At 72.8% G+C, this 17,960-nt stretch carries 14 protein-coding genes; 5 read left to right on the top strand and 9 right to left on the bottom strand.

The annotated features are described in order from the left end of the window. Positions 1–7: 7 nt before the first annotated feature. Positions 8–1,111: a sugar kinase gene (locus tag KG102_RS15165; protein ID WP_208212761.1), complete on the top strand. Its 1,104-nt coding sequence runs from the start codon at positions 8–10 to the stop codon at positions 1,109–1,111. Here the strand turns inward: KG102_RS15165 and KG102_RS15170 are convergent. The 3 genes from KG102_RS15170 to KG102_RS15180 are packed head-to-tail and all read right to left on the bottom strand — an operon-like array spanning position 1,071 to position 5,004. Continuing rightward, a complete protein-coding gene (locus KG102_RS15170; RefSeq protein ID WP_208288210.1) occupies positions 1,071–2,249 on the bottom strand; it encodes a GDSL-type esterase/lipase family protein in 1,179 nt (392 codons plus the stop codon). The two genes, KG102_RS15165 and KG102_RS15170, sit on opposite strands and share 41 nt — an antisense overlap. Next, on the bottom strand, positions 2,249–4,240 hold the full coding sequence (locus tag KG102_RS15175; RefSeq protein ID WP_208288209.1) for an FAD-binding protein: 1,992 nt from the start codon (positions 4,238–4,240) through the stop codon (positions 2,249–2,251). Before KG102_RS15175 ends, KG102_RS15170 begins: the two co-directional genes overlap by 1 nt. Further along, positions 4,240–5,004 carry a 3-ketoacyl-ACP reductase gene (locus KG102_RS15180; RefSeq protein ID WP_208288208.1) on the bottom strand — a complete coding sequence of 255 codons (765 nt, stop codon included), beginning with the start codon at positions 5,002–5,004 and terminating at the stop codon, positions 4,240–4,242. The genes KG102_RS15175 and KG102_RS15180 overlap by 1 nt, the downstream gene beginning before the upstream one ends. Positions 5,005–5,106: 102 nt before the next feature. Here KG102_RS15180 and KG102_RS15185 point away from each other — a divergent pair, with 102 nt between their 5' ends. Further along, complete coding sequence (locus KG102_RS15185) at positions 5,107–6,075, top strand: AEC family transporter (RefSeq protein ID WP_208288207.1); 969 nt, start codon at positions 5,107–5,109, stop codon at positions 6,073–6,075. Positions 6,076–6,079: 4 nt separating this feature from the next. On the opposite strand, the gene KG102_RS15190 is transcribed toward KG102_RS15185, so the two are convergent. From KG102_RS15190 to KG102_RS15210, 5 genes are all read right to left on the bottom strand, one after another. Continuing rightward, positions 6,080–6,745 (bottom strand): class II aldolase/adducin family protein, encoded by a 666-nt coding sequence (locus KG102_RS15190; RefSeq protein ID WP_208288206.1) that lies wholly within the window; start codon positions 6,743–6,745, stop codon positions 6,080–6,082. Positions 6,746–6,906: 161 nt separating this feature from the next. Continuing rightward, positions 6,907–8,334, bottom strand: a complete 1,428-nt coding sequence (locus KG102_RS15195; protein WP_208288205.1) for a rhamnulokinase — start codon at positions 8,332–8,334, stop codon at positions 6,907–6,909. Between the two features lie 100 nt (positions 8,335–8,434). Continuing rightward, the gene (locus tag KG102_RS15200; RefSeq protein ID WP_208288204.1) at positions 8,435–10,474 is read right to left on the bottom strand and encodes a bifunctional aldolase/short-chain dehydrogenase; all 2,040 of its coding nucleotides are present in this window, start codon (positions 10,472–10,474) and stop codon (positions 8,435–8,437) included. Next, positions 10,462–11,616 (bottom strand): L-rhamnose isomerase, encoded by a 1,155-nt coding sequence (gene rhaI, locus KG102_RS15205; protein WP_208288203.1) that lies wholly within the window; start codon positions 11,614–11,616, stop codon positions 10,462–10,464. The genes KG102_RS15200 and rhaI overlap by 13 nt, the downstream gene beginning before the upstream one ends. Then, positions 11,613–11,978: an L-rhamnose mutarotase gene (locus KG102_RS15210; protein WP_208212770.1), complete on the bottom strand. Its 366-nt coding sequence runs from the start codon at positions 11,976–11,978 to the stop codon at positions 11,613–11,615. Before KG102_RS15210 ends, rhaI begins: the two co-directional genes overlap by 4 nt. 419 nt (positions 11,979–12,397) lie before the next feature. On the opposite strand from KG102_RS15210, the gene KG102_RS15215 reads away from it, so the two are divergent. The 3 genes from KG102_RS15215 to KG102_RS15225 all read left to right on the top strand — a co-directional run bounded on the left by KG102_RS15215 (position 12,398) and on the right by KG102_RS15225 (position 16,827). Next, positions 12,398–13,444, top strand: coding sequence for a LacI family DNA-binding transcriptional regulator (locus KG102_RS15215; protein WP_208212771.1), 1,047 nt, complete (start codon positions 12,398–12,400; stop codon positions 13,442–13,444). 262 nt (positions 13,445–13,706) lie between these two features. Next, a complete protein-coding gene (locus KG102_RS15220) occupies positions 13,707–14,810 on the top strand; it encodes a Gfo/Idh/MocA family protein (RefSeq protein WP_208288202.1) in 1,104 nt (367 codons plus the stop codon). A 52-nt stretch (positions 14,811–14,862) separates the two neighbouring features. Then, positions 14,863–16,827 (top strand): beta-galactosidase, encoded by a 1,965-nt coding sequence (locus KG102_RS15225; protein ID WP_208288201.1) that lies wholly within the window; start codon positions 14,863–14,865, stop codon positions 16,825–16,827. Here the strand turns inward: KG102_RS15225 and KG102_RS15230 are convergent. Further along, positions 16,824–17,930, bottom strand: coding sequence for a DNA glycosylase AlkZ-like family protein (locus KG102_RS15230; RefSeq protein ID WP_208212774.1), 1,107 nt, complete (start codon positions 17,928–17,930; stop codon positions 16,824–16,826). The genes KG102_RS15225 and KG102_RS15230 overlap by 4 nt on opposite strands. Positions 17,931–17,960: the final 30 nt, after the last annotated feature.

Here is a 17,960-nt window from a genome sequence, read left to right on the forward strand (position 1 = left end):
AGCCCCGATGACCGAGCTCCAGATCCGCCCCGCCGCCGAGTGCCGCTACGACATCGTCTCGCTCGGCGAGGTCATGCTGCGCCTCGACCCCGGCGAGGGGCGCATCCGCACCGCCCGACAGTTCCGCGCCTGGGAGGGCGGCGGCGAGTACAACGTGGCCCGCGGGCTGCGCCGCGCGTTCGGCCTGCGCGGCGCCATCGTCACGGCGCTGGCGGACAACGAGGTCGGGCGGCTGGTGGAGGACCTGATCCTCACGGGCGGGCTCGACACGTCGTTCGTCCGGTGGGTGCCCTACGACGGCATCGGACGCGCCGTGCGCAACGGCCTGAACTTCACAGAGCGCGGGTTCGGGGTGCGCGGCGCGGTCGGCGTGAGCGACCGCGGGCACACCGCCGCGAGCCAGCTCACGCCCGGTGACGTGGACTGGGACCACCTGTTCGGGGAGCTCGGGGTGCGCTGGCTGCACACGGGCGGCATCTTCGCGGCGCTCAGCGAGTCGGCCGCGGACACGGTGATCGAGGCGGTCACGGCGGCGAAGCGCCACGGCACCGTCGTGTCCTACGACCTCAACTACCGCCCCAGCCTGTGGAAGGCGATCGGCGGCCAGGCCAAGGCGCAGGAGGTCAACCGGGCCATCGCGCCGCACATCGACGTGATGATCGGCAACGAGGAGGACTTCACCGCCTCGCTCGGCTTCGAGGTCGAGGGCGTCGACGAGAACCTCTCGGAGATCGCGCTCGACTCGTTCGCCGCGATGATCCAGAAGGCCGCGGCGACGTACCCGAACTTCTCGGTGATCGGCACGACGCTGCGCACGGTGCACTCGGCGAGCAGCAACGACTGGGGCGCCATCGCCTGGTCGCAGGAGACCGGCGTCGTCCAGGCCACGCACCGCGAGCGCCTCGAGATCCTCGACCGCGTGGGCGGGGGCGACTCGTTCGCGTCGGGCCTGATCTACGGCCTGCTGGACGGTCAGCCGCTGCAGACCGCCGTCGAGTACGGCGCAGCGCACGGGGCGCTCGCCATGACGACCCCCGGCGACACGACCATGGTCACCAAGGCCGAGGTGCTCAAGCTCGCCGGTGGCGGGAGCGCGCGCGTCGACCGCTGAGCACCGGGACGTCGAGGTCGTCGAGCACCGCGGCGAACCGGGTCCCGATCAGCCGGTGCGCCGGGGCGTCGGGGTGCATGAGGTCCCGCATGGGCAGGCGGTCCGCGTCGGACGGGCCGTACAGGGCCGTGCCGTCGACGTAGTGCAGGGCGGCGTCCTGGCGCGCGGTGACGACCGCCCGGAGCGCGGACCGGATGACCGTGAGCGAGAGGGCACCCTCGGACGGCTCCCCGGTGGTGCGGAAGACCGTCGGGTCGGCGGGGTCGAGCGACGTCGGCCCCGGGGTGGTCTCCACGAGCGGACAGAGCAGCGGCGAGACGACGAGCAGCGGCGTGGTCGGGTGGCCCTCGCGGACGGTGTCGAGGAACCCGTGCACCGCGGGGACGAAGGCGCGCAGCCGCATGGCGTCGTGGTTCACCACGTTGATGCCGAGCTTGAGCGAGATGACGTCCGCGGGCTGGTCGCGGATCGCCCGCGCGATGAACGGGTCGAGCACGGCGTTGCCGGACAGGCCGAGGTTGACCAGGTCCAGTCCGGCGGACCGGGCGGCCACCACCGGCCAGCTGCCGAGGGCCGAGCCCGCTCCCGCGCCGTGGCTGATGGACGAGCCGTGGTGCACCCAGCGCGGCGCATCGACGGGTCGCGGCGCGACGACGGGCGCGTCCGCGGTGAGCGCGAGCAGCCGCGTGGTCTCCCCCGGTGGGAGCCACACCTCGACGTCCCGCTCGGCCGTGCCGTCGGCGCCGAGCACGAGGTCGACGACGCCCGGTGGGCCGGGACGCTCCCGGGTGGTGCCGGCGACCGGCTCCAGGGCGATGACACCGGACTGCGAGCAGACTGCGGCGGCCTGCGGTACGGGCCGGTCGTCGACGAGCACGTCATAGGGCTGCGCGGCGCCGGGCGGCTGGGGGTCGACGGCCACGCGGAGCACCCGTACGTCCAGGCGGATCGTGCGCGCGGCCGTGCGGAACCGGAGCCGCACGCCCGAGGGCTGCGCCTCGACCATCGCCATGAAGGCGTCCGGGAACTGCGCACGGGTCCACGCCGGGAGCCGGTGCGGGAGCAGACCGTCGGGCGTCTCCTCGAGCCACGCCGCCCCGCGGACCTCGACCCGCGGGTCCGGCAGGTCGATGCGCATCAGTGGATGTTCCCGTGCTCGCGGAACTCCCGCCAGACGTTCTCGAAGAAGTCGTCGTCCTCCGGGATGGGCCGGCGCGGGCGCCAGCGGAACGTCATCCGACCGGCGGGGTCGTCGGCGGTCGGCTCCCAGGAGGTCTCCTGCACCTCGTCGTCCAGCGCGCCGCCGTCCAGGGTGAACCGGAACACGTCGGGCAGCTCGGTCAGCCCGTGCGGGATGGCGCCCTCGGGGTCGGTGTAGAGCACGGACCCCCGCGAGCGGCCACCGTGCGCCACGTAGTCGTCCATCGCGGAGAGGTAGACGTACGCGCTGGTGAGGATGTCGCGGACCAGGAAGGTGCGGTTGATCGAGCGGCGCGACGAGGCATCGGCCGACACCGTCGACTCGTACGCCGACAGCCACGCGTGCACCTGGTCCAGCGCCTCCTTGATCGACTCCGCGGAGCGCACCGGGCCGGCCTTGGCGCTCATCAACGCCTGGACCTCGTTCAGCAGGTCGCCGGTGTTGTCCGGGACGCCGGAGGCGGCGCGCGCGGAGGCGTCACCGACCAGGTCGACGGCAGCCTGCAGGATCGGCGCGGCGGCCTCGTCGAAGGGCGCAGGGTCCTGTGTACGTCGCGCGGCGATGAACTGCGCCGCCCGCGTCGCGCCCACCTGGCCGCTGTTCAGCGCCGCGCCCCCGGGCCGGTAGACCCCGTGCGCACCGCCCGCCTCACCGACCGGGAAGAAGCCGTCGACGTTCGACTGCCACCAGGCGTCGACCACCAGCCCGCCGTTGTTGTGCTGCGCGCACACGTCCACCTCGAGCATCGTCGTCTCGAGATCCACGTACGGGTTCTTGCCCAGGTAGAACTGGTACGCGGGCTCGTTCATCCGCCGCAGCCGCTCGATCGGCGTGCCGAACAGCACACCCGCGCGGTCGAGGTAGTCGTGGGCCTCGGGGCTGAGCGCGGACGGGTCGAAGTCCGCCTGGACCGGGTTGCGACGGAAGTCGAGGAACACCCGTCGCCCGCGCAGCACGGTCTCGCGGTAGACCAGCAGGTCGATCAGCGAGGACCCGTCGAGCGCCTTGCGGATGTCGAACGGCCACTGGTAGCCCTTGAGGAACACCAGGGACATGAGCTGTCCGTAGTCGCCGATCGCCTCGGTGAGGAACTCGCGCTCGTCGCCGCCGTCGGCGTCCGTCGACACGAACGCCGGGATGACCTGCATGTACGTACCCGACACGTTCCAGCGCGGGTGCGTCGAGGCCAGCCCGAACTGCCACTCGGTGAGGTTCTTGCCGTGCACGCCCGCGCGGTAGGCCGCGCCGGAGGCACCCCACTGGCCGTGGGGGAAGACGCGCGTCGCGTACATGCCGGCGGGACCGCCCGTCGCGTAGACGAGGTTGGTGCACCGGAACAGCAGGAACGGGCTCTGGACGCCGTCGTGCGGCACGTCGGTGCGCAGGACCAGCAGCCCCGCGACCGCGCCGTCCTGCACGATCACGTCGACCACGCGGCACTCGTCGTAGACGGCGGTGCCGTTGCGGTGGACCTTCTTCTCCAGCTGCTCGACCATCGACCGGCTCGTGTACGGACCCACCGACGTGGCGCGACGACGCGGGTCGTGGTCGGTCTTGTAGCCGATGAACTCGCCGTACCGGTTCTGCGGGAACGGCACGCCCAGGTCGCACAGGCGCAGGAAGCCGCGGGCGCTCAGCGCGGCCTCGGCGAGCGCGTTGTCGCCGTCCATCGCCCCGCCCGCGTACAGCGTCTCGGCCATCTCCCGCACGGAGTCGCCGTCGCCGCCCGAGAGCGTGAGCTTGTAGTACGTCTGCTTGTCGGAGCCCGCGTTGCGCGACGAACCCGCGTTGACCTTGTCGGCGACCATGACGAGTTCGGTCTGGCCGAGCTCCCACAGGCGGTCGGCGGCGCAGAACCCCGCGGAGCCCGTGCCGACGACCACGGTGTTGACGGTGACGACGGGGACGCCGTGCAGCTGCTCGGACATCACAGCACCGGGATGTGCAGGCCGCCGTCGACGTGGAACACCTCGCCGGTCGAGTACGGCGTCTGGCCCGAGGCCAGGATCGACACAGCGCCGGCGACGTCGGACGGGCGGCCCCACCGGTTGATCGGCGCGAGGCCGGTCTCGATCAGGGCGTCGTACTTCTCGGTGACGCCCGCGGTCATGTCCGTGGCGACCACGCCGGGCCGGACCTCGTAGACGACGATCCCCTCGGGTGCCAGGCGGACGGCGAACAGCTGGGTCGCCATCGCGACGCCCGCCTTGGAGACGCAGTACTCGCCGCGGTTGGTGGAGACCGTGACCGCGGAGATGCTCGACACGTTGACGACGGTGGCGCGCGGTCGGCCGTCCGTCTCGCGGTTCAGCGAGATCACGCGGTTGGCGAACGTCTGCGTCAGGAAGTACGGGCCGCGCAGGTTGATTCCGAGCACGCGGTCGAAGCTCTCGGGGCCGGCCTCGAGGAGGTCCGCCCGCACGGCGGGAGCGACCCCGGCGTTGTTCACCAGCAGGTCGAGGCGACCCCAGGCCTTGACCGCGTCGTCGACGAACCGGACGTGGTCCTCGAGGTCGGCCACCGAGCCGCGCACGTAGCGGACCCGGCCGGGCGCGTCGAGCGACTCGAGCAGCTCGGTCGGCTCCTCGCGGGTGGCCAGGATCGAGACCGCGAACCCGTCGGCGAGCAGCCGCCGCGTGATCCCCAGGCCGATCCCCCGGTTGCCCCCGGTGACCAGTGCGACTGCCGGCATCGTTGCCTTCCTCCGTGTGCGGGACGCGCTCGTGACCTGCACGTCGGGTTCCGATCGTGTCATAGGAGCGATCGCTGGGCAAGCGCTTTCCACCGCCTTGCGATGACGGCCCTGCGAGGATCCCCCCGTGACCCCGCGACGACACCCGGCCCGCTGATGGGCGCCGTCGTCACCGCGCTCGGCACCATGGGCGCCGTCGTCGCGCTCGGCTGGCTGCTCGGTCGCCGCGGCGTGCTGGGCGAGCGCGCCGCCCCCGTGCTCGCCCGGGTCGTGTTCGCGGTCGCGACCCCCGCGCTGCTGCTGACCACCGTCGCGCACGCCGACCTGCACCTGCTGCTGTCCCGCACCGCGGTCGTCACCTGGGCGTCGACGGTCGCCGTCGCGCTCGTCGCGGCCCTGGTGCTGAGGTTCGGGCTGCGCCGGTCGGCGGCCGACGTCACGGTCGGCACGCTGGCGTCGTCGTACGTGAACGCCGGCAACATCGGCCTCCCGCTGGCCGTGTACCTGCTCGCCGACCCCGTGGCCGTGGTGCCGACCCTCTTGTTCCAGCTGCTCGTCCTGGCACCGGTCGCGTTCACGGTGCTCGATGCCCGGACGGGGCCGCTGCGGCCCGGCCCGGTGGTCCGGCGCACCCTCAGCAACCCGATCATCGTCGGGACGCTGGTCGGCCTGCTCCTGGCGACGCTGCCGTGGAACCTGCCCGAGGTCGTCTACGAGCCGTTCCGCCTGGTCGGCGCCGCGGCCGCGCCGCTCGCGCTGCTGACGTTCGGCATGGCGCTCGCGGTCCCGCGCACGGTCGACACCACGGCGCCCCGCGCGGACCTCGCGCTGGCCGTCGTGCTGCGCGCCGTCGTGCACCCGGTGCTGGCCTGGGGCCTCGGCACCGCGCTGGGGCTGCCGGCGCACGCCCTGCTCGCGGTGGTCGCGATGGCGGCGCTGCCGACCGCGCAGAACGTGCTCGTGTACGCGATGCAGTACCGGCGCGGCGAGGCCCTCGCGCGGGACGCCGGGCTGGTGACGACCGTGCTGTGCGTCCCGGTGCTGCTGGTCGTCGCGGCCGCGCTCGGCTGACCGCTCAGGGCAGGCGCGCGCCGGCGGGGATGTCGATGCGGGCGTAGTCGAGGATGCTCGGCACTCCGGCCAGCCCCGCGTGGTGCAGGACCTCGGCGTTCTCCTCGACCGCGACGGCCACCTTGAAGGCGAGCTTGAGAGAGACGCCGACCGCGAGCAGCCCGTGGTTGGCCCACACCACCGCGTTGACGTCGTCGCCCATGAGCTCGGCGCTGCGGCGGCCGAAGTCCGCGTTGGTGGAGAACTCGAACGGCATCACCGGGATCGGCCCCTTGGCGTAGAGCACCATGTTGAGGAGGACCGGGTCGATCCGCCGGCCCAGCACGCCGAGCACGTTCACGAAGGTGGACTCGGTGTGCACGATCGCCTGCACGTCCGGGCGCCGGCGGTAGTGGGCGAGGTGCACGGGCAGCTCGGTGGAGGGCAGCAGGTCGCCCTCGAGCACGGTGCCGTCCATGGCGACGACGACCATGTCGTCCGGCGTCATCGCGTCGTAGCGCACGTCGGACGGGGTGATGAGGATCGCCTCGGAGCCGTCGTCGGCGGCCAGGCGGACGCTGATGTTGCCCTGCGTGTTGAAGTTCAGTCCGCAGCGCACCGACTCGCGGCAGTAGTAGAGGATCTCCTCGCGCACCTGGGCGGTGGCCCGGATCGGGGTCCTGGTGGGCATCTCCGGCGGCCTCTCGCTAGCGGCTGAATCCTTTCAAGAAGGATGCCGTGAGTCCTTCCCGGCTTCGAGGGACCTTGGTCCCCGTGCGCGCCGGACCGGCTGCCGGACGATTGCTCGACCGGCGCGCGGACCCGCCGCAGCGGCCCCGCGCGTCGGTCCTCTCAGAGACCGACCCGGGCGGCGGCGGCGGCCCACTGACGCTCGGTCGGGCCACCGGTCGCGCCGGGCTCGTAGCGCCGCAGCTCCAGGCCGCGCGCCCCGACCGCGCGCAGGTCCGCCAGGCCGCCGGAGAGCGCGCCCGCCGCACGCGCCTGGACCAGCACGTTGCCCAGCGCGGCGCCCTCGACCGGCCCGGCGACGACCGGCAGACCGGTCGCGTCGGCGGTGAGCTGGCAGAGCAGCTCGTTGCGCACGCCCCCGCCGACCACGTGCACCACGGTCACGTCCCGGTCAGCGAGCGCCGACGCCGCCCGGACGGCCCGTCGGTAGGCCAGCGCGAGCGAGTCGAGGATGCAGCGGACCGTCTCCGCCTGCGTCTGCGGTGGCCGCTGCCCGGTCCGCACGGCCTCGGCCGCGAGGCGCGCCGGCATGTCGCCGGGCGGGAGGAACGCGGGACCGTCGATGTCGACCACCGTGGTCAGCGCCGGCACCCGCGCGGCGGCGGCCAGCAGGTCCGGCAGGTCGGCGGGCAGGCCGGCCTCGGTCCACGTGCGGATCGACTCCTGGAGCACCCACAGGCCCATGACGTTGCGCAGGTAACGGACGGTGCCGTCCACGCCGGCCTCGTTGGTGAAGTTCGCCGCGCGGCTCGCCTCGGTGAGCACCGGTCGGTCCAGCTCGAGGCCGACCAGCGACCACGTGCCGCAGGAGATGTACGCGAAGTCGTCGGACACCGCGGGCACCGCCACAACCGCCGATGCCGTGTCGTGCGAGCCGACCGTCCACACCGGCACCGACCCGTGGTGCCCCAGCAGCTCTCCCGCGTCGCGCAGGGTCGGGAGCAGGCCGGTGTCGATGCCGAGCCGCTGCGCGAGGTCCGTCGCCCAGGTGCGCGTCGTGGCGTCCAGCAGGCCCGTGGTCGACGCGTTGGTCACCTCCGCCACCCGCTCACCGGTCAGCCAGTAGCCGAACAGGTCGGGCATCAGCAGCAGCCCGCGCGCGCCGTCCAGGTGCTCGGTGGCCAGCTGGAACACCGTGTTGAACGGCTGCACCTGCAGCCCCGTGCGCGCGTAGAGCTCCGGTGCGGGGATCGTCGCGAAGACCCGCTCCGGCACGCCGTCGGTCCGCGCGTCCCGGTAGTGGAACGGGTCGCCGAGCAGCTCACCGTCGGCGTCGAGCAGGCCGTAGTCGACCGCCCAGGAGTCGATGCCCACGCCGCCCAGCGTCCCGACGGCGTCGGTGGCCGCGCGCAGCCCGTCGAGCACGCCCCGGTACAGCCCACGTGCGTCCCAGTGCAGCGACCCGTCCACGCGCACGGGCCCGTTGGGGAACCGGTGGACCTCGCGCAGCACGACCCGCCCGTCGCGCACGTCCCCGACGATCACCCGCCCGGACGACGCCCCGAGGTCGACCGCGGCGAACGCGCTCATCGGTCGCCCGCCGCGAGATCGTGGGTTCCGCACGAGATCGTGCGTGCGCACCCACGATCCGGTGCCGAACCCACGATCTCGTCGCCGGGCACGCGCTCGCTCATCGCAGGAAGGCCGCTGCCACGCCGGAGTCGACCGGGATGTGCAGGCCGGTGGTCTGCACCAGGTCCGGACCGGTCAGCGCGAACACCGCCGCGGCCACGTGCTCCGGCAGCACCTCGCGCTTGAGCAGCGTGCGCTGGGCGTAGTAGGCACCCAGCTCCTCCTCCGGCACGCCGTAGGTGGCCGCCCGCTGCGCCCCCCAGCCGCCGGCGAAGATGCCCGAGCCCCGCACGACGCCGTCGGGGTTGACCCCGTTGACCCGGATGCCGTGGGCGCCCAGCTCGGCGGCGAGCAGCCGGACCTGGTGCGCCTGGTCGGCCTTGGTCGCCGAGTACGCGATGTTGTTCGGCCCGGCGAACAGGGAGTTCTTCGAGGCGATGTAGACGATGTCGCCGCCCATCTCCTGGGCGATCATCGCGCGGGCCGCCTCGCGCGCCACCAGGAACGAGCCGCGCGCCATCACGTCGTGCTGCACGTCCCAGTCCTGGACGGTGGTGTCCAGCAGCGGCTTGGAGATGGAGAGCCCGGCGTTGTTGACCACGAGGTCGATGCCGCCGAACGCGAGGGCCGTGGCCGCGATCAGCTCGGCGACGTCGGACTCGGAGGTCACGTCCGCGCGCACCGCGATCGCCACGTCCGGACCGCCCAGGGACTGGGCGACCTCGGACGCCCCGTCCAGGTTGAGGTCCGCGACGACGACGCACGCGCCCTCGGCGGCGAGCCGCTCGGCGATCGCCTTGCCGATGCCCGACCCCGCGCCGGTCACCAGCGCGACCCGGGTGGCCAGCGGCTTGGGCTTCGGCATCCGCGCGAGCTTGGCCTCCTCCAGCGCCCAGTACTCGATGCGGAACTTCTCGGCCTCGTCGATGGGCGCGTAGGTGCTGATCGCCTCGGCGCCGCGCATCACGTTGATCGCGTTGACGTAGAACTCGCCGGCCACGCGGGCGGTCTGCTTGTCCTTGCCGAACGAGAACATGCCGACGCCGGGGACCAGCACGATCGCCGGGTCGGCGCCCCGGATCGCCGGGCTGTCGGGCGTCGCGTGGCGGTCGTAGTAGGCCTGGTAGTCGGCGCGGTACAGCGCGTGCAGCTCCTTGAGCCGGCCGACGACGTCCTCGACCGGTGCGTCCGACGGCAGGTCCACCACCAGCGGCTTGACCTTGGTGCGCAGGAAGTGGTCCGGGCAGGAGGTGCCGAGCTCCGCCAGGCGGTCCAGCGCCTCGCGCGACACGAAGTCCAGCACCACCTCCGAGTCGGTGTAGTGGCCGACCTGCGGCCTGTCCGTCGACGCCAGCCCGCGGATCACCGGCGCGAGCGCGGCGGCACGGACGCGGCGCTCGTCGTCGGGAAGCGGCGGCTGCACGACGTCACCGAACGGGTGCGGTCCCTCGGCCAGCCTGGCCGCGATGAACTCCTCGGCCGTCCGGATGATCTGCAGCGACCGCTGCTCGGCCTCGTCGGACGTGTCCCCCCAGGCGGTGATGCCGTGCCCGCCCAGGATGCAGCCGACGGCCTGCGGGTTCTTCGCCTTGATCTCGGCAATGTCCAGCCCGAGCTGGAACCCGGGCCTGCGCCAGGGGACCCAGACCACCGTGTCGCCGAACACCTCGGCCGTGAGCTTCTCCCCGTCGGCCGCCGTCGCGAACGCGATGCCGGCGTCCGGGTGCAGGTGGTCCACGTGCGCCGCGTCGACCAGCGCGTGCATCGCCGTGTCGATCGACGGCGCCGCCCCGCCCAAGCCATGCAGGCAGTAGTCGAACGCCGCCACCATCTCGTCCTCGCGCTCGACGCCCGGGTAGACGTCGACCAGCGCGCGCAGCCGGTCCAGGCGGAGCACCGCGAGGTTCTTCTCCGTCAGCGTGCCCAGGTCGCCGCCCGAGCCCTTGACCCAGAGCAGCTCGACCTCCGAGCCCGTGACCGGGTCGGTCGCCGCACCCTTGGCCGACGTGTTCCCGCCGGCGTAGTTCGTGGTCCGGGGGTCCGCCCCCAGCCGGTTGGACCGTGCGACCAGCTCGTCCGCGACGCTCATGCTCCCCATCCCGCCTGTGCGCCGCCGACCCGCTCGGCGACGATCTTCTCCGCGTATCCCGACGCCTTGTAGGCCGCGATCGGGTCGGGGTCGAGCCCCTGGGACTCCCGCAGCTGCGCGAGCAGCGGCCGGACGTCCGTGTTGTACGCGTCCATCACCACCCCGTGGGCGCCCAGCACGTCACCGGCGGTCTGCGCCTCGACCAGCGCGTCGGCGTCAACCAGCAGCGCCTTGGCGGTGGCCTCCTGCACGTTCATGACCGAGCGGATCTGCCCGGGGATCTTGGGCTCGATGTTGTGGCACTGGTCGAGCATGAAGTTCACGCCGCTGGTCGGCGCGAGGGCACCCGACTGGACGATCTCGTGCATGATCCGGAACAGCTGGAACGGGTCCGCCGCGCCGACCATGAGGTCGTCGTCGGCGTAGAACCGGGAGTTGAAGTCGAACGCGCCGAGCCGGCCGGCGCGCAGCAGCTGCGCCACGATGAACTCGATGTTGGTGCCCGGCGCGTGGTGCCCGGTGTCCAGCACGACCATCGCGCGGTCCCCCAGCGCGAGGCAGTGCAGCAGCGCCGTGCCCCAGTCCGGGATGTCCATGGAGTAGAACGCGGGCTCGAAGAACTTGTACTCGAGGATGAGCCGGTGCTGCGGGTCGAGCGCCGCGTAGATCTCCTGCAGCGAGTCGGCGAGCCGGTCCTGCCGGGCCCGGATCGAGTCCTGGCCGGGGTAGTTCAGGCCGTCCGGCAGCCAGAGCTTGAGGTCGGTGGAGCCCGTGGCGCGCATGACGTCGATGCACTGCAGGTGGTGCGCGACCGCCTTCTTGCGCACGTCTGCCGACGGGTGCGTCAGCGAGCCGAGCATGTAGTCGTCGTCCTGGAAGACGTTGGAGTTGATCGCCCCGATGGACACGCCGAGCCCCGCGGCGTGTGCCGCCAGGTCGTCGTAGTCGTCGACCAGGTCCCAGGGGATGTGCAGGCTGACCCGCGGGGCGACGCCCGTGTACCTGTGCACCTGCGCGGCGTCGGCGATCTTCTCGTACGGGTTGCGCGGGACGCCCTGCTGGGCGAACACCTTGAACCGGGTGCCCGAGTTCCCGAACGCCCAGGAGGGCAGCTCGATCGTCTGCCGGGCGAGCTCGTCGAAGTGGGTCATGCGTGAAGCTCCTGTGGGTCGGTGGCGAGGCCCGCCGCGCGCAGCTGGTCCTCCAGGTGGAACACCTCGTCGAGGACCTGGAAGCCCTCGTCGGGGTTGCCGGGATCGACGAAGAACTCGCTCATCTCGGCCTGCCAGCGCGGGTTGACCGCGGTGCGGGCCATCGCCGCCCGGGCCGCCGCGTAGTCGTCGGTCTCGAGGTAGCCGACGAGCAGCCCGTCCGGGGCGAGGAAGAGCGAGTAGTCGCGCCAGCCGGTGTCGCGCAGCGCCTCCAGCATCTCGGGCCAGACGGCGGCGTGCCGGGACCGGTACTCGTCCAGCCGGTCGGGCCGGACGCGGGACAGGAAGCACACGCGCGTCATGCGACTGCCTTTCTCGGATCGTCTTTGAAACGATTCATACAGATTAGGGAAGCGCATACCGACCTGTCAAGCGCCGAGCGCAGTCTCCCGCGCCCGGCCGCCCGATCAGAGTCGATGTCGCGTCGAACACGTACGGTCGCCGATCGGCCGTCCTCGCCGACCGGCGCGTGGATCGGCCCGGGGCAGACCTCGAGCTCCGCGCGCGCCAGGCGATCACGGGTCCGACGTGGTCGACCAGGCCGCCCACCGCGAGCGTGGGCCGCTGGCCGTCGAGCGATTCGGTCACTCCTCTCCCTTGAGGACTGTGAATCGATTCACTACGGTGGACGGTACGCGCCGCACCCGACGCCCACAAGAGCCGCGCGGCGCGGCCACTAGCATCAGGGCCGCACACTCGGGCTCGAGGGAGAGGAACGTCGATGTCGACGACGACAGGGGGGCGCGCGGACCGCCGCCCGTCCATCACGGACGTCGCCAAGCGGGCCGGGGTATCCGTCGGCACCGTCTCCAACGTGCTCAACAGGCCGGACCAGGTCAGCGAGCCCACGCGCGACCGCGTCCTGGTGGCGATCGAGGAGCTGCAGTTCGTCCGCAACGCCTCGGCACGCCAGCTGCGGGCGGGAACCATCCAGACCGTCGGCGCGATCGTCCTCGACATCGCCAACCCGTTCTTCACCGAGGTCGCGCGCGGGATCGAGGACCGGCTCGCCGCCGACGAGTACACGCTGATGCTGTCGTCCTCCGACGAGGACCCCGAGCGCGAGGCCCGGTACCTGCGCCTGTTCGAGGAGCACGGGGTGCAGGGCGTCATGGTGACGCCGTCGGCCGGCTCGCTGGACAACCTGCTGGCGCTGCGCGACCGGGGCATCGACGTCGTCCTGCTCGACACGACGTCGCCGCTCGAGGACGTCTCGTCGGTCGCGGTCGACGACGTGCGCGGCGGCGCGCTGGCGGTCGAGCACCTGGTCCGTCTCGGGCACACCCGCATCGCGTTCATCAACGGACCGCCGACCATCAAGCAGTGCGTCGACCGACGCGAGGGAGTGCTCGCCGCGCTGGCCGCGGCGGGGCTCGACCCCGCGGACGCGCTCGTCGAGGTCACGATCGGCTCCCTGAACGCCGACGGCGGCGAGGACGGGATCAACCGGCTGTTCGCGTCCGACGGCGACCGGCCGACCGCGGTGTTCTGCGTCAACGACCTGACCGCCCTGGGTGCCCTGCGCGCGCTGCGCTCCCACGGCGTGCAGATCCCCGCCGAGATGGCCGTGGTGGGGTACGACGACGTCATCTTCGCGTCGATGCTGACCGTGCCGCTGACGTCCGTGCGGCAGCCGACCCACCAGCTGGGCTGGACCGCCGCCGACCTGCTGCTGCGGCAGCGCTCGGAGGGCGCGACGTTCCAGCACCAGCGCATCCTGTTCCAGCCGGAGCTGGTGGTCCGGGGCTCGTCGGACCCGGACGCCTGACGCCCCTGCCCGCGCCGGATGCTGTGTGTCGGGCATCCCGCGTCCGCGAGATCGTGGGTTCGGCACGAGATCGTGGGTTCAGACACACGATCTGGTGCGGAACCCACGATCTCGTCGCGGCGGCGGGCGGCGGGCAGGCGGCGGCAGGCGGCGGCGGGCAGGCGGCGGCGGGCGGCGGGGTGCCGGGTGGTGGTTGGACCGATCGACAGGCAAGCGCTTACCGTTGCCGACGAGCACAGCACGCAGACGCGAGGGAGCGGACGTGACGGAGTTGTCCCGGGTGGCCATCGTCGGAACCGGAGCCATCGCGCACGCGCACGCCTCGGTGCTCGCGGCGGACCCGCTGGCGTCCCTCGTGGCCGTCGCGGACCCGAACCCGGGGGTGCGGGACGCGTTCGCCGACGAGTTCGGCGTGGCCGGTCGGTACGACAGCCTCGACGACCTGCTCGCGGCGGGACCGGTCGACGTCGTCCACCTGTGCACCCCGCCAGGCCTGCACCGGGACCAGGCGATCACCGCCCTGCGCAGCGGCGCGCACGTGGTCTGCGAGAAGCCGCCGGTCCTCTCGCTGGCCGACCTGGACGCGGTGCTCGAGGTGGCCCGTGAGGTCGGTCGCGAGTACGCCGTCGTCTTCCAGCAGCGCACCGGCACGGCCGTGGGCCACGTCCAGCGGCTGCTGGCGGACGGCACGCTCGGCCGACCACTCGTCGGCGTCTGCCACACCCTCTGGTACCGCAAGCAGGAGGACTACTACGCGGTGCCGTGGCGGGGGAAGTGGGCGACCGAGGGCGGCGGGCCGCTGCTCGGTCTGGGCATCCACCAGCTCGACCTGCTGGCGTTCCTGCTCGGCGAGTGGGCGGAGGTGGACGCCCGGGCGTTCCGTCTGGACCGCGACCTGGAGACCGAGGACACGTCGACCGCGGTCGTGCGGTTCGCCAACGGCGCCATCGTGTCCGTGCTGACCACTGCCCTGTCGCCGCGCCAGACCAGCTACGTCCGGGTCGACACCACGCTCGGCACGGTCGAGGTGGAGCACCTGTACGGGCACGACGCCCGCTCCTGGCGGCTGACGCCCGCACCGGCCCGCACCGGCGGCACCCCGGACCCGGCGCCGTCGTCATGGGCGCTGCCGCAGGACGACGAGCCCTCCGGCCACACCCCGCTGCTCCGCGCGGTCTACGGAGCCCTGCGGTCCGGGCAGCCGCTGCCGGCGGTGGCCGCCGACCCGCACCGCTCGCTCGAGCTGGTCACCGCCATCTACGCCTCGGCCGCGCTGGGTCGCCCGGTCACCAAGGCCGACCTCGCCCCCGGCAGCCCCCTGCGCGACGGCTTCCTGCACGGCATCGAAGACCTCCGCCCCACCTGACCCCGGACACGCGGACCGTTCAGCCAGCCCCACCACCAGCGACGAGGACCACATGATCCAGTACGGCGGCGACTACAACCCCGAGCAGTGGCCCCTGGCCACCCGTATCGAGGACGTCGAGCTCATGCAACAGGCCGGCGTCACGCTGGTCAGCGTCGGCATCTTCAGCTGGGCGCAGCTCGAGCCGCGCGAGGGTGAGCACGACTTCGGCTGGCTGGACGACGTCCTCGACCGGTTGGCCGCGGCGGGCATCAAGGTCGCGCTGGCGACCGCGACCGCGAGCCCTCCCCCGTGGCTCACCCGCAAGCACCCGGAGTTCCTGCCCGTGCTGGCGGACGGCACGGTGCTGCACCCGGGTGGTCGGCAGGCGTACCGGGTGTCGTCGCCCGCGTACCGCCAGTACGCCCTGCGGATGACGCGCACGATGGCCGAGCGCTACCAGGACCACCCCGCGCTGGCGCTCTGGCACGTGGACAACGAGCTGGGCTGCCACGTCCCGCACGACTACTCCGACGACGCCGCCGCCGCGTTCCGCCGCTGGCTCGAGGCGCGGTACGGCACGGTGGAAGCACTCAACGCCGCCTGGGGCACGGCCTTCTGGTCGCAGCGGTACGACGACTTCGACGAGGTGCTGCCCCCGCGCAGCGCCCCGACGTACCCGAACCCGACGCAGCAGCTCGACTTCGCGCGGTTCAGCTCCGACGAGCTGCTGACCCACTACCGCGCGATGCGCGACGTGCTTCGCGAGGTCACGCCGAACATCCCGATCACCACCAACCTCATGCTCTCCACCGGCACCAAGTGGATGGACTACTTCTCCTGGGCCGACGACCTCGACGTCATCGCCAACGACCACTACACGCGCGCGAGCGACCCCGAGGCGCACGTCGAGCTCGCGTTCAGCGCGGACCTGACGCGCGGGGTGGCAGGCGGCGACCCGTGGATGCTCATGGAGCACTCGACCAGCGCGGTCAACTGGCAGCCGCGCAACCGCAGCAAGCGACCGGGCGAGATGCTCCGCCACTCGCTGACGCACGTGGCCCGCGGCGCCGACGCGGTGATGTTCTTCCAGTGGCGCCAGTCCGCCGCGGGGGCGGAGAAGTTCCACTCGGCGATGCTCCCGCACGCCGGCACGGACACCGACGTCTGGCGGAACACGGTGGAGCTCGGGGCGGCGCTCCGGGCGCTCTCCGAGGTCGAGGGCAGCCGGGTCCGCGCCCGCGCCGCGATCGTCTTCGACTACCCCGCCTGGTGGGGCACCGAGCTGGACAGCCACCCGTCCGCGGCCGTCACCTACCCGGATCGGGTGCTCGCGCACTACCGCGCGCTGTGGCAGCGCAACGTCACGGTGGACATCGTGCCGCCGTCCGCGGACCTGTCGGGCTACGCCCTGGTGGTCGTGCCGACGCTCTACCTGGTGTCCGACGCCGACGCGGCCAACATCGCTGCGGCGGCGGCCGAGGGCGCCTCGGTGCTGGTCACGTACTTCTCGGGGATCGCCGACGAGCACGACCACATCCGCCTCGGCGGCTACCCCGGTGCCTTCCGCGACCTGCTGGGCGTGCGCAGCGAGGAGCTGTGGGCGCTGCAGGAGGGGGAGACCGTGACGCTCGACGACGGCACCGCCGCCGACGTGTGGTCGGAGCAGATGCACCTCGCGCCCGGCACGGAGGCGGTCCGGACGTTCACCGACGGCGACCTCGCGGGCTGGCCCGCCCTGACCCGGCGACCCGTCGGCGAGGGAGCGGCCTGGTACCTGGCCACGCGCCTCGACGCCGACGGGCTCCAGCGCGTCACCGACGACCTGATCGCCGAGGCGGGCCTGACGCCCGGCCCCGAGGGCGTCGAGGCGGTCCGCCGGTCCGCCGACGACGGCCGCTCGTGGCTGTTCCTCGTCAACCACACGGACGCGGCGGCGACGGTGCCCGTGACCGGGCACGAGCTGCTGCGCGACGCGCCTGCCCGGGGCCGGGTCGTCGTCCCGGCCGGCGCCGTGGCGGTGGTGCGGGAGGGCTAGCGCGGCCGCACGAGGTCGAGCTCCAGCCACCGCGCGAGGTCGTCCAGCTCGCGGTCGACGGCTACCCGCACCGCCGGGTCCCATGGCTCGTCCTCGTGCACCGCGTGGACCCGCAGCACGCCTGCCCTGACGTCCGAGGTGGCGTCGAGCTTGCCCACCAGCCGGTCGCCCACCAGGACCGGGAGGGCGTAGTAGCCCCAGCGCCGCTTCGCAGCGGGCTTGTACATCTCGATGATGTAGTCGAACTCGAAGATGTCCGCCATGCGCTTGCGGTCGTGCAGCAGCAGGTCGAACGGCGAGAGCAGCGCTGCACGCCCCTCGAACGGGGCGTCGAGCAGCGCGGGATCGACGCGCCACTCGCCCCGCACCCCGTCGACGACCGCGGGTTCGCCGGCGGGCCCGACGTCGACGGGCTCGACCGGCTGCTCGGGTCCGCGCGGCCGCGCGATGCCCAGGGCCGCCAGCCGTCGCGCGTCGCGAACCCGGTAGGCCTCCGCCAACGGGACGGGCGGGCCGGGCGGGTAGACCCGCTCCGCCAGGTCCCAGAGCCGCGCGCGACCCGTGCCACCGGCCGCCGCGACGTCACCCATCTGCACCATCAGGCTCAGCAGCATGGTGACGTTGCGGTTGTTGTTCCACCCGGTCGACCTCCACGGCCGCACGCAGGTGTCGGGGAGCTCGCTGAGGGGCAGCGGGCCGTCGGAGCGCAGCAGCTCGAGGATGTCCTGGCGGCAGCCCTCGTTGTCGGTGACCCACTGGCGGTGGGCCCGCTGCCAGTCCTTCAACCGGTCATCGGGGCCCGGCCAGACGGCCATCTCCGCCCGGTAGAGCGCCAGGTCCGCGGCCACCCGCAGCGTCCCGCGGTACTCGAGGATGCTCTGCTCGTCGAGCGCGTCCGCGAGGTCGCGTGGCTCGTACGCGGACCCGAGCCGGCTCCAGAGCACCAGGTCCGCGCTGGGCGCCACCGCCGCGGTCGGATCGAGCAGCAGCAGCCAGAGGTCGTGCACCGTCTCGTGCAGGTCGGTCGGCCGGTCCGCGGTCAGACGCTGCGCGCGCACGGCCACCCGACGGGCGTCGGCACGGGACAGCTCGTGGACCTTCATGATGCGGAGCGTAGGGCGGGTCACTGACAA

This window comes from Cellulomonas fengjieae (assembly GCF_018388465.1).
In the GTDB taxonomy this organism is placed as follows: domain Bacteria; phylum Actinomycetota; class Actinomycetes; order Actinomycetales; family Cellulomonadaceae; genus Cellulomonas; species Cellulomonas fengjieae.